The 12591-nt window shown below is 27.9% G+C and carries 11 protein-coding genes and 1 rRNA gene; all 12 read right to left on the reverse strand.

Annotation, left to right across the window (positions count from 1 at the left end; translation table 11 throughout):
* Positions 1–4: 4 nt before the first annotated feature.
* Complete coding sequence (gene ftsA, locus DQN46_RS05295) at positions 5–1393, reverse strand: cell division protein FtsA (RefSeq protein ID WP_224207402.1); 1389 nt, start codon at positions 1391–1393, stop codon at positions 5–7.
* Positions 1394–1644: 251 nt separating this feature from the next.
* Complete coding sequence (locus tag DQN46_RS05300; RefSeq protein ID WP_111743260.1) at positions 1645–2598, reverse strand: cell division protein FtsQ/DivIB; 954 nt, start codon at positions 2596–2598, stop codon at positions 1645–1647.
* A 6-nt stretch (positions 2599–2604) separates the two neighbouring features.
* A complete protein-coding gene (gene murD / locus DQN46_RS05305) occupies positions 2605–3945 on the reverse strand; it encodes a UDP-N-acetylmuramoyl-L-alanine--D-glutamate ligase (RefSeq protein WP_111743261.1) in 1341 nt (446 codons plus the stop codon).
* Position 3946: 1 nt separating this feature from the next.
* The gene (gene mraY, locus DQN46_RS05310; RefSeq protein WP_111743262.1) at positions 3947–4930 is read right to left on the reverse strand and encodes a phospho-N-acetylmuramoyl-pentapeptide-transferase; all 984 of its coding nucleotides are present in this window, start codon (positions 4928–4930) and stop codon (positions 3947–3949) included.
* Between the two features lie 9 nt (positions 4931–4939).
* The gene (locus DQN46_RS05315) at positions 4940–7108 is read right to left on the reverse strand and encodes a penicillin-binding transpeptidase domain-containing protein (RefSeq protein WP_224207403.1); all 2169 of its coding nucleotides are present in this window, start codon (positions 7106–7108) and stop codon (positions 4940–4942) included.
* 30 nt (positions 7109–7138) lie between these two features.
* Positions 7139–7465, reverse strand: coding sequence for a hypothetical protein (locus DQN46_RS05320; protein WP_004631594.1), 327 nt, complete (start codon positions 7463–7465; stop codon positions 7139–7141).
* A gap of 10 nt (positions 7466–7475) precedes the next feature.
* A complete protein-coding gene (rsmH, locus tag DQN46_RS05325) occupies positions 7476–8414 on the reverse strand; it encodes a 16S rRNA (cytosine(1402)-N(4))-methyltransferase RsmH (RefSeq protein WP_111743264.1) in 939 nt (312 codons plus the stop codon).
* Between the two features lie 12 nt (positions 8415–8426).
* Complete coding sequence (gene mraZ / locus DQN46_RS05330; RefSeq protein ID WP_004631592.1) at positions 8427–8858, reverse strand: division/cell wall cluster transcriptional repressor MraZ; 432 nt, start codon at positions 8856–8858, stop codon at positions 8427–8429.
* 229 nt (positions 8859–9087) lie between these two features.
* Positions 9088–9972, reverse strand: a complete 885-nt coding sequence (gene dnaI, locus DQN46_RS05335) for a primosomal protein DnaI (RefSeq protein ID WP_111743265.1) — start codon at positions 9970–9972, stop codon at positions 9088–9090.
* The gene (locus tag DQN46_RS05340) at positions 9972–11339 is read right to left on the reverse strand and encodes a DnaD domain protein (protein ID WP_111743738.1); all 1368 of its coding nucleotides are present in this window, start codon (positions 11337–11339) and stop codon (positions 9972–9974) included. Before DQN46_RS05340 ends, dnaI begins: the two co-directional genes overlap by 1 nt.
* Positions 11329–12327 carry a hypothetical protein gene (locus DQN46_RS05345; protein WP_004631587.1) on the reverse strand — a complete coding sequence of 333 codons (999 nt, stop codon included), beginning with the start codon at positions 12325–12327 and terminating at the stop codon, positions 11329–11331. Before DQN46_RS05345 ends, DQN46_RS05340 begins: the two co-directional genes overlap by 11 nt.
* Positions 12328–12441: 114 nt before the next feature.
* Positions 12442–12556, reverse strand: a 5S ribosomal RNA gene (rrf, locus tag DQN46_RS05350).
* Between the last annotated feature and the right edge of the window lie 35 nt (positions 12557–12591).

Below are 12591 nucleotides of genomic sequence, written 5' to 3' on the forward strand. Positions count from 1 at the left end.
ATTATTATTCAAAAAATGAATTATACATCTTACTAAGTTTAGAAAAGAAGTTTTGTTCTTTTTCATTTTCTTCTTTATTATTTACGTCTTCTTCGTAATAATCATTCTCTTCATCATGTTCAATATTTTTATCGTCTGTAATTAGACTCTCTGCAGTTGGAGTAGGTATAGCTATCTCCTCTACAGTTGAAATGTTTTCAAAAGTTGAATTCGTGTTTTTTATGATAGGTACATCTTCTGTTACTTGATAACCAAGTAACGATTCCATTTTATAACTGCTTGTTAGCGCTCCTACTACCACTGATAATTCTGGAGAATTAGCTCCTATTATTTTAGGGGAACCAATTCTTACATTCATTTTTCTTAGCATATCTTTTGCTAATTCCAAAACACCTGGCATTTGAGTAGTTCCACCCGTTAAAACAACATTTCCTTTTACTCTATTAATACCTGCTTTTCTTAAAACATCAAAAGAACGTAAAATTATTTCTTCAACTATTTCTTCAATGTAGTCTGCTAACTCTTTTTGCGTATAGGGCTCTTCATTAGGCTCTAAGTTATCTAATTCAATAATCACCTGTGGTGAAGCCATATCATAAAAAGCATGACCTTGAGTTAACTTTATTTCCTCTGCACGTTTCATAGGAACATTTAAGACATCAGAAATCATTCTAGTTATATCTTCACCAGCAAGTTCTATAGATTGCGATAATTGTAAAATTCCATCTTCAAAATAACTTACTGTTGTAAGTCCTGCTCCTATATCAATAACAACAGAACCATAATCTTTCTCTTCTTCGTTTAAAAGTAATTCTCCTAACGCATGAGAAGTACAAAATGTTTCATTACAATCAAGTCTTAAATTCTCTATACACTTATATATTGTATGCAAGTGCGTTTTAGAAGTAAGAACCCTATTCCCAGTAATTTCAAAAGTATTATGCACTGTCATTCCTTTTGGTTTTCTAATATTCTCAATATCATCTAACCTATAGTAGTCTGGAATTACTTGTACTACTTCTCTTTCCCTTGGTAATGGTAAAATCTTAGCTTCTTCTATTACTTCCTCTATATCTCTACCATCAATATCATGTTTTGTATCGAACTTAATTTCCGCTACACTTTTCTTAATATGAGTGTGTATACTTGGAACTGCTACATATACTGACCTTATATCTTTATTAGCTTCACTTTTTGCAATATCAATCGCTTTTTGAATATCCCTAGATGCCGATTCCACATCAATTATATTTCCTCGTTTTATCGATGTAGTTTTCACAATTCCTACACCTAGTATATTCAATTTTTCATATACTACATCTGCTATAATCACTTTTATACTTGATGATCCTAAGTCTATTGAAGTATATAATTGTGAACTCAAGTCAAACACTCCTTCCTTAATAATATCTTATATTTCTTTAATAATAAAATTGTAAATACACAACAAATTCTATTTACACATACTAAATTATATCACAAAATTTAAAAAAAAAATATGAAAAAAGCTAAAAAAATTAAAATTTTATTAAAATATTTTTAAATTGTAATATAATTTCATTATATCTTTTAATTACTTGTTAACTAGAGAAAAAATCTATCCAAGACTGAAAATTTCGAATAGATTTTAATTTATTATTTTTACTAAGTATTTTTTCTTTTATTTGCTTGAGTCGACGCTTGATTATTATTTTGTGAATTTATCGCACGGTTTTGAGTTGTGTTTTTATCACTTGAAGAATTATCTTCTTTATTTTGAGATTCAGAAGTTGTTTTTTCTTTATCATTACTTGTATCTACTGAATTTTTAGCTAATAAGTTCTTAATGTTTTGGATACGTTGTTTTTCACTTTTAGACGTTTCTAAATATGCACCATTAATCAAATTTAATGTTGTATTTTTTTTGTCATCAATATACTTAGAAATTTCATCATAATAATTAAGTTTTTGTGCGAAATTTGCTCTTGAAACTTTTATTTTTTGACCATCATTCATGTATATTGTTAAATTTCCATCATCTTCGCTAATTATTTCTGATATTTGAATTAGAATTTCTTGTTTTAATTCTAATAGATTTTTATAAACTTCTTTTAATTTTTCTTCATCTTCTTTGAAGTTTTCTAATATAGGTAAATTATAATTATTACGAACTTGACCACTATACGTTCTTCCATTTTCCATAATTATCTCTATTTGCCCATCAGTCTTTTTATTTTTAGCAATAAACCTATATTCTTCTACTTTTATATCAATTTTTGACGGGAATGTACTCTTTACAGTGACCTCTTTAAATATACTATATTTATTTTTAATATTATTTCTTACTTCATCATTTTTTATAGTCCATGTTTTTAAATTAGAATTTATATTCCCAGCAGCTAAAATCTCATCTTTAGTTATTTGATTTTCACCAGAAACATTAATAGTTTTAAGTTTCACATAGCTACTAAACATGAATCCCACGCCCAAAATTACGGTTAAAAATAACAATACTATTAAAGATAATTCTCTTCTTTTTTTCTTTTTTATTTTTTCTAGTGAACTTTTTCGCTTATCTTTATTAATCTTCGAAAGTAGCTTTTTATTTTTTTCATTCATACACAGTTAGTCCTCACTACTGATTTTTTCAAACATAGTAATAAATTCGTCTCCACGATCTTCAAAGCACTTATACTGATCCCATGATGCACAAGCTGGTGATAGTAACACTGTATCTCCGTTTTTTGCTAAACTGCTAGCTAACTTAGTAGCATCTGCAACTTTTATGGCTTTAATACATTTCACATTATGCTGAATCGCTAAACTATATAATAATTCTTTACTTTCTCCTACTACAACCATAACTTTTATTTTACTTAGATATGGAATTAACTCTTTAAAGTCAATTCCTCTATCCTTACCACCACATATTAAAATAATATTTTTATCGAATCCTGATAACGCGGTTGTTGTTGCTACTGGATTAGTTGCTTTAGAGTCATTGTAATATTTTACACCTTTGTATTCTCCTACATATTGCAATCTATGCTTAACTCCACTAAAATTATACAGTACTTGTTGAATAGCATCTGTACTTGCGCCTTTTAAATAAGAAATAATAGCTGCATTTATTGCATTTTCAACATTATGCATACCTGGTAGTTTAAGTTTTGTACTATCAAATAACTCAGTTTCTCTAAACATTACTATATTTTCTTTAATATATACAGCTGCGCTTATATTTTCTTTTGTATCATAGAAAATTATAGTAGCCTTAATTTTATCTAAATTATACTTTTCTTTTTCTTTTATATTTATAATTAAGAAATCATCTTTGGTTTGATTTACATATATTTTTTTCTTAGCATTTTGATAATTTTCTAAATTCCCATGATAATCTAAATGTCCTTCTCCTAAATTAGTTATCACTGCTATGCTTGGCTTGAAATATTTAGTTCCTTCTAATTGGAATGATGAGACTTCTGTAACAATTAGTGACTTCGGATGATTATAGGCTACTTCTACACTTGGATAGCCGATATTTCCAGCTAAAAATACATCTTTATTAGCTTTTTTTAATATATCATAAGTCATTTGTGTTGTAGTTGTTTTTCCATTTGTTCCTGTTATAGCAACCATATCAATAGAGAATAGCGTATTAGCTAATTCAATTTCTGTGATAATATCTATTCCCATTTCCACAGCTTTCTGTAAAAACTCTATTTGATATTTTATTCCTGGATTTTTAACTATTAAATCAACTGTCTCTAATAATTCAAGCGGGTGTCCACCATCAATTATTTCTATTCCCAATTCACGAAGTTCTTGAGCTTTTTCATCATTACTCAAATCGTCATAAGAGTTTAACTTAACATCATACCCTAGTTTCTTTAAAATTTTTACAGTTGAATATCCACTTCGCGCAAAACCCAAAACTAATATTCTTTTATTTTTTAAATTAATCATTTTATAGTACCCCAATAAAATATCCTATTGCAGATGATATTACTGCAATAATCACGAATATGTATACTGTTTTCACCTCACCATATCCCGTCAATTCAAAATGGTGGTGTAATGGTGACATTTTAAAAATTCTCTTTCCTGTTTTTTTAAAGTATGCAACCTGAATGATTACTGATAATGTTTCTAGAATATACACTAAACCAATAAATAAAAATACTATTTCTTTGTGTAATATTATTGATATAGCTGCTAAAATTCCACCTAATGCAAGAGAACCTGTATCTCCCATAAAAATTTTTGCAGGCTTTTTGTTAAATAATAAAAATCCTAATAGCGCACCAACAATAGCCAAACAGAATACTAACACTGGAAAATTATTTTCTTTATACGCCAACAGCGCAAATGTACTGGTTGTTATTATCGTTACACTTGTAGCTAGACCATCTAGCCCATCTGTTAAATTAACTGCATTCGAAAATCCTGTCTGCCAAAATATAACAAATAACAAATATAAATAAGAAATATTTAGCTGATAATTAATTATTGGTATTTCTATAAAGTTGACATTATCATATACTAATGATACTAAAATATAAAATATTAATGAAAATACTATTTGCAATAATAATTTTTTTCTTGGTGATAAACCATCATTTTTCTTTTTTACAACTATTAACATATCATCTATATAACCAATTATTGCAAATGACACTGTCGTATAAATGAATAATAAATAATATTTTATATTTTCGCTATTTAAAAACATAGCTATTATAAGAGCCACAACAATTGCCAGGATAAATGAAATTCCTCCCATTGTCGGAGTACCCTTTTTATGAATATGACTCTGTGGACCTTCTTGTCTTATTTCTTGACCAAATTTAAGATAATGTAAATATTTTATTAATTTCGGTAGCATCACTACAGTTAGCAAAAATGCCACTAGCAATAACGATATAGCAATTATTATACCTGAATTACCCATTTCGTTCTCCTAACTAAATTTTATTTTTATATTATCCCCTTTTTTCACAATTCTTCTAGCTGGTACTGATTGTTGTTTTACATAACCATTTCCTTCAGTTTCTATATTTAACCCAGCTAACTCAGCATAATTTAAAACATCAGCTTTAGACCATCCTAAAAAATTAGGTAATATCATATTTTCATTTGAACTCAATAAAAATACTTTATCATCTTTCTTCAATATATTACCTTGAGAAGGAAATTGTCCCAATACTTCATCTCCCGAACCTATAACTACTATATTTTTTGTTTGTGTAGATAATTTTGAAATAACTTCATTAATATTTTTCCCTTGGAAATTATCCATCATATAATTTTGAAGATTTTCATCACTACTTGTTTTTTTAACATTCAAGTAATTTAATATATTTTGCATTATAGGTTTAAATATCTCTGATGCCCCATTAGCAGAACTTTCAGCAAGTTTTTTATTTGGAAGTTTCATTCCTACATATAAAATTACTTCAGGATTTTCACTTGGTGCATACCCTAAAAATGAATGTAACACTTTATATGGGCTCTTGTAGTATGTTCCTGTTTTCGGATCAACGACTTCGGCTGTTCCTGTTTTCCCAGAAACACTATAATTTTCTATAGAGTAACGTTTACCACCTGTGCCCCATTCCCCATTTACAACACCATAAAGTTCTTCTTTCATTTTTTCTGCTGTAGTTTTTGAAATTGGTGTTCCAACAACAGTTCTTTGACCTATATTAACATCTTTATTTAATGTTTTATCATGTACTCTTTGTAAAAAATACGGTAATAGCATTTGGCCTTCATTCAAAATAGCCGTTTCTGCCTGAACCATTTGCATAGCAGTAACCGTACTACCTTGACCGAACACCGTAGTTGAGGCTGATACTTTATTATTAAATACTAAGTCACCCGTAGCCTCATTACCATATAAAGAATTTGTACTTTTTCCGAATCCAAAACTCTCTAATCCTGTTTTTAATTTTTCTCTACCTAACCCTTCCAATAAAGTAAGCATAAGTGTATTTGATGATTGTTGGAAACCGTGTCGTTGTGTAATAGTTCCCCATCCCGTTTTATTCCAGTCATAAATAGTAGCGTCTTCTACTCTATATGAACCAGATTTGTAATATGCATTGGGATTATAAATATTATTTTCTACCATTAATGACATTGAGAACGTCTTTAGAGTAGATCCAGGCTCATACGCTGAATTATAGAATATATTCGCCCATGCTTTCTCCAAGTTTTCTTGAGTATTCGGGTTAAAAGCTGGAGTTTGTCCTAACCCTAAAATTTCTCCAGTTTTAGCACTTACAGCTATTGCAAATGCACTTTCCGGCTCATATTTATCATGGATATCTTTTAAAGTATTATCTATAAATCCTTGAATATTTTTATCTATAGTTAAGTAAATATCTGCACCATCAACTGGGTTAATTTCAACTTTTGGAATATTAGAAACTATTTTCCCCCATGCATCTTTTGCATATGTTATATGACCTTCTTTTCCTCTTAAATAGTAATCAAATGTTTTTTCTATTCCTAAGCGACCTGTTATTAAATCACTATCTGGAGAATTTTGAGCAAAGCCTAAAAAGTTCCCTAACATACTACCATTTGGATAATACCTCTTCGTTGTTGCTATAAACTGTATTCCTGGTAAATTTAGTGCTTCTATTTTTTTCTTATTTTCTATACTTATATCTTTTCCAGCTGTACCAAACTCTACCTGGTAAACACCCTGTTTTAATAATATCTCTTTTATCTTACTTTTATCTAATTTAATAAAATTAGATAGCTCGTCAGCAGTCTTGTCTACATCCACTACATGACGAGGATTTTTTTCATCTTCTGTAGCCTTATCAGATACAACAGCAACAAGCTTATATGATTCTATATTGTCTGCCAATATATTACCATTTCTATCAAATATTTTTCCTCTTTTAGGTTGTAAACTAGTATCTATTTTATATTTCTTATCCGCAAGTTCAGACAGATTTTGACCTCTAACAGTGCCAATAAGCATCATTTGTCCTATATTAATGATAACTACCCATACAAAGAAAAAAACAAAAATTAGAAGAAATACTATTTTTGTTCTTTCCCTTGAAATATAATCTTTTTTTTCTAAACTTTTTCTGTCTTCCAGAAACTTCAAAGTAAATAGTTTCCTAAAAAGTTTTTTCAATTATCTCACTACCTTTATATTGTCTTTTTGAGTTTTCATACCCATAGTCTCAGCTATTTTTTTAACTCTTTCATACGAAGACAAATCATTTATAATAACCTTTTGCTCATTATTATCTTTTTGTTTTTCCGAAATTATTACATCATTTTTTTGCTGAGCGCTTCTTAATGAATAAAGTTCTCCTTTATAGTTTAACATAACTACGTTAGCAAGTAAAATAACTCCTACAAAAACACCATATCCTGCTTTTTCTAAAAAATTAAATTTTACCTTTTCCTGAACTTTTCTTACTCCATATTCATTGCTATATACTTTTAATGTTGCCATTAACCTTTTCCTACTCTTTCATTTGTACTTCTGCTACACGTAATTTTGCACTACGTGATCTATTATTTTCTTCTAACTCTTTATCCGTTGGATAAATTGGTTTTCTTGTTATAATTTTTAATTTAGCCAAACTTTCTTCTGGTAATATTGGAAGATTTTTAGGAGTTTCTTTTCTTTTTGCATATGAATTAAATATTTGTTTACATATTCTATCTTCTAGTGAATGAAAAGTAATGACCGATATTCTTCCATCTTTTTTTACAATGTCTATTGCTTGCTCTAACGAATCTTCAAAAACTGATAGTTCATTATTTACAGCTATTCTTATCGCTTGAAAAACTCTTTTCGCAGGATGTCCACCTGTTCTTCTTTTAGCTGCTGGTATAGATTCTTTTATTATATCCACTAATTCAAAAGTTGTTTCTATTGGTTTTTCTAAACGTTTCTTTTCTACATTTCTTGCTATTTGCTTAGAAAATTTTTCTTCACCATAACGATAAAATATTTTAACCAATTCGTTATAATCATATTCATTTACAATTTCGTATGCACTTATTTTTGCATCTGTGTCCATACGCATATCTAGTCTTGTATCATAATTATAACTAAAACCTCTTTCTGGTGTGTCTAATTGTGGAGAAGATACTCCCAAGTCATAAAGCACTCCATCTACTTCTGTAACACCGTGCTCTAGTAACTTTTCTCTCAAGTTTTTAAAATTAGATTTTATAAAGACAACCTTATCTGCATAATCTTTTAATTTATCTTTTGCATTTTCTAACGCAACGCTGTCTTGATCAAAAGCATATAGCTTTCCATCAGTTAATTGTTTTAAAATTTCTAAACTATGCCCTGCTCCACCTAAAGTGCAATCTACGTATACACCATTTTCTTTTATATTTAATCCAGCAACAGCTTCGTTTAATAATACACTGTAATGTTTAAACATTTCTCATCCATCCTAAAAGTCAAAATCTTCTAATTCTTCTGCTATTTCCTCAACACTAGCCTCACTTTCAAGAAGAAGATCTTCCCAGTGAGCTTTATCCCAAATTTCTATTCTATTAGATAAACCATTTACTACACACTCTTTATTTAAAAATGCATGTTCTATTAAAGCATTAGGAATATTTATTCTTCCTTGTTTATCTATCTCTACTTCCGTAGCCCCTGAAAAGAAAAAACGTTGGAAAGTACGTGCATTTTTCTTAGTAATAGGTAGTGATTTTATTTTACTTTCCACTTTTTGCCACTCTTGTAGTGAATAGCCAAATAAACAAGAGTCCAGACCTCTTGTTATAATAAATTTTTCACCTAATTCATCTCTGAATTTTATTGGTATACTAAGCCTTCCTTTAGCATCCATTTTATTATTGTATTGACCTATAAACACTACCCTCACCACCTTACTTCTATAATTTACCACATTTCCCCACTTTTTTCCACTATTTTGATAAAAATAATTGTTTTTTTTTTTATTATTTTTTTTTAAATATCTTTTTGTGATTATAAAACCTTATTAAATAAGGCTTTATAATTATATTCTAAATTTAATAGTTTTCCCTCTTAAAAATAAAAAATGTCGAATAACTATATGTTATTCGACATTTTTTTATCTATATTTAATTATTATATTCACGCTCATTATCACCATTCAAAAAGTGTACAGTGCTTAAAGATTTTATACGTTGTATAATTCGTAAGGATTTCGTTTGATCAACTGAATTTCTTGAGTTAGCTAATAATTCAGCTAAGTCATCTAGACTTAAATTTGATGAGAAAAATGTTGGTAAATTTTCTGCCTCTCTATAATTTATAATCGGGCCTAAAACTTCATCACGAATGAATTCAGTAATATTTTCAGCTCCTATATCATCTATGATTAAAATTTCATCCGCTCTAACTAAATCTATATATTGATCATAATTATTAGAACTTATTTTACTTTTTATCTTTCTTATAAATTCCGGATAATATAAGATAGTGGGCTCTTTCCCTTGTTCTTTTAGGTAATTATAAATACAGCCCATTAAATAAGTTTTCCCCATCCCTGTTGGGCCATATATATATACTCCTTTTTTAGCTTGACCATCTAAAATATTTTTACATGTCTTTATTATTTCAGTTGCAAGACGCCCTTTTTCCTTACTTTTTGATAAGTTTTGAAATGTATATGTAAGTACTTTTTTAGGTATAAATTCTGTTTTGATTCTATTATTAAGTTGCTGACTTAGCTTTTTATTTTTATATTCATATGTTTCCGAATATACTATATTAACTCTTTTTCCATCAATTATCAGTTTAGGTTTATGTTCGATATTTAAGTCGGAATCTTTTGAAATATAATATTGATAAAATTTTTCCAAATTCTCTTCTATATGTTTACGCGTGAAATTATTTTCTTGAATAAACTTTATAATTTCTAGATCTTTTAATACTTTTTCAGATATAAATTTTTCATAAGTATTCTCTGTATTCATAGACATAACACTAGATAACTTTTTCATTATGTGTCCTTCTTCCTTGTAAGTTCTTTCATCATCTCATTATACGCATCTTCGTCTTCTTGAGTAACAACACGATTCTGTGATGATTTTATTGTAGAAATATTTTCCATCTGTTGTTTTAAATATTCTGGGAAAGGCGCCTTATAAACTTTCCTATTAGTATTTGAGTTCCATACTGATGCTGTTTTTTCAACATTTTTTCTAACAGTCCTCATATTACGTGATTTTCTAACAAATTCGATAGCATCTTTTGCTCCTAATAATCGTTGACTTTGCCAATTACTAGCAATTTTATCTATATAATTTTTATGTGGTAATCCTGAACTATTACTAGTATTTATAGAATACTCTAACAAAATATTTAAAACACCTGTTGGGAAGTTATATTTTTCCTGAATCTCAGTAATATTTCTTGCATCAACATTAGATAAAACTAAGCCTTTTTGCTTATTTAAATAGGTTATATAATCTATATTGTCTACTTCTCTTATAAATTTATCTTCTTCTGTAAGTTGTTCTTTCTCTTCTACTAATTTTTTATTTAACATCTTATCTAAAGTTGGAACTTCTTGTTTTCTAACATTTACATAAAGCTGAGTTAAATAATTTTTTAACTTCTCTACATTTAGTGTACTCTCCCCAGCATTTACATCAGCAACTTTTTCTATTGCTTTTGCCATATCTGAAGGTGCTACTTTATATAGATGAGCTAATCCTAAAATATCATTTTTAATATTACTCTTCTCAATTACTTCTGATAAATAACTATTAGCTAAATAATAATTTAGCTTTGAAAAATCAAAGAAATATTCATCAAAATTCGGACCAGAAGCTAAGTCTGTTTTGGTAAAACCAGATTCATAGCTATCTAAATTCTCCAAGTTATAAATATCTGAAAATTTAACGGTTAATTCTTCAAAATTGTTAAAACTAACCTTATCAAAAGAATAATAAGTTTTTATTTCATTATATTCACTATTTCCTATAGTATTTTCTAATAATTGACACAAAATAGGTGTGTTAAAAAATTCAAAGAAGCTTAATGCTTCTTTTATTTTATAAACGTACTGTTTCCCTGATGAATTATTTATATAAAATGATTGTAATAAACCAATAGCTTCTAATTTTTTACGAGCAATTATAAATTTATTAACATCTAATGCTAAATTATCAAAAATATCATAATGTAAATAATTCTTTGATAAATTTGTATCTCCAATCATTTTGCTTCCCAAAAATTGGTATAACTTGACTGCATCAGAGCCTACTAAAGGTAAGTATAGTAAGTTTAATTCAGTTGTTCTTAGAGAAACATTATAATCATTATATACGCAGTAAAAATCTTTTTGAAATACTTTATCTTTCATTATTTTCATCCATTACTTCTATAATAATTTGAGTGTATTCTAAAGCAAAGATAAATTCAGGATTATAATCATATTTTATTTTATCATCATTTCTCAGTGGTGCAAAAAAAGATTTTACTAATATTGGATAAATATTATCTAACAATAATTTAGCATTGTCATTCTCATATAATGTTCTCAAGAAATTAAATACTTTATGTACACTACTCAAAAACTCTTCTTTAGACGGCGTTGTTACATTAGTATAACTATCTATTTTAGTAGAAAAACTTAAAATATTTTTCTTATCTTTTTTAGCTACAAATGTTCTAAGATCATCAATTAAGTCATACATATAGTTGAAGAATGATTCAAAGTTCTCTAAATACTCATTATTAATTATTTTTGACTCATTCTTTAATAATAGTTTATTAATGTTATAGTCTGTAACAAATAAATAAATTTTATACAAATCAGCAAACTCTATATCATTTAATTCACAATAATCTTTTATTATAGAATTTAGACTCTTACCTTCTTTATAAATATTATATAACGTATTTAGCCAAATAAATTCTTCCAATTTCTTATCATTAATTAATGTAATCAAGTAATTGTTAAATCTATATTCTTCTTCATCTTCAAATAGAATAGCAGTTCTTCCTTCTATTCTTAATAAAATATCATTAAATTCTTCTTCAATATCTTTATCATAATTTTCATCATCAAAAGATCCTTTTAATTCTGCTTTTACTCTCGTAAATTCCTCACGACTATTATCTAAACTCTCTAATCTTTCTTTGAAAACTTCATTAAAAGATGGATTTTGTGAATGATAATACATTTCTATTGCCTTATTAAATTCTAAAACTTTTGCTAAAATTTTAATATATGCAACCTTAATGTTTTTATCGTTAGAAATATAGTTAATTTTTCTTAATGCATTTAATATATCTTTTTTATTTTCACCAGTTAAAACTAGCGTTTTTTCATCTTCCAAATAAAACATTCCTAACCCTCCTAAAGTATATTATTATAATACTCCATTTCTGCAATAAAATCAAAATAAAAGTAAGTTATTTATATTAAAAAAGAACCTTCCGAAAGGAAGGTTCTCTCAGTTGCCTGGCAACGTTCTAGTCTTGCAGGGCGTAAACCCAACTACATTCGACGCTAAAGAGCTTAACTTCTGTGTTCGGTATGGGTACAGGTGTGTCCTCTTCGCTATCGCCACCAGACGAAAACTTCATACATATATTATATCATCTTTTCT

It is taken from the genome of Gemella morbillorum, assembly GCF_900476045.1.
Taxonomy (GTDB): domain Bacteria; phylum Bacillota; class Bacilli; order Staphylococcales; family Gemellaceae; genus Gemella; species Gemella morbillorum.

Excerpts from the sequence above, each read along its gene's own strand:
- DQN46_RS05340 (WP_111743738.1), bottom strand. The coding sequence starts at position 11,339 with ATGAAAGATAAAGTATTTCAAAAAGATTTTTACTGCGTATATAATGAT.
- DQN46_RS05300 (WP_111743260.1), bottom strand. The coding sequence starts at position 2,598 with ATGAATGAAAAAAATAAAAAGCTACTTTCGAAGATTAATAAAGATAAG.
- mraY (WP_111743262.1), bottom strand. The coding sequence starts at position 4,930 with ATGGGTAATTCAGGTATAATAATTGCTATATCGTTATTGCTAGTGGCA.
- dnaI (WP_111743265.1), bottom strand. The coding sequence starts at position 9,972 with ATGAAAAAGTTATCTAGTGTTATGTCTATGAATACAGAGAATACTTAT.
- DQN46_RS05320 (WP_004631594.1), bottom strand. The coding sequence starts at position 7,465 with ATGGCAACATTAAAAGTATATAGCAATGAATATGGAGTAAGAAAAGTT.
- murD (WP_111743261.1), bottom strand. The coding sequence starts at position 3,945 with ATGATTAATTTAAAAAATAAAAGAATATTAGTTTTGGGTTTTGCGCGA.
- DQN46_RS05345 (WP_004631587.1), bottom strand. The coding sequence starts at position 12,327 with ATGTTTTATTTGGAAGATGAAAAAACGCTAGTTTTAACTGGTGAAAAT.
- rsmH (WP_111743264.1), bottom strand. The coding sequence starts at position 8,414 with ATGTTTAAACATTACAGTGTATTATTAAACGAAGCTGTTGCTGGATTA.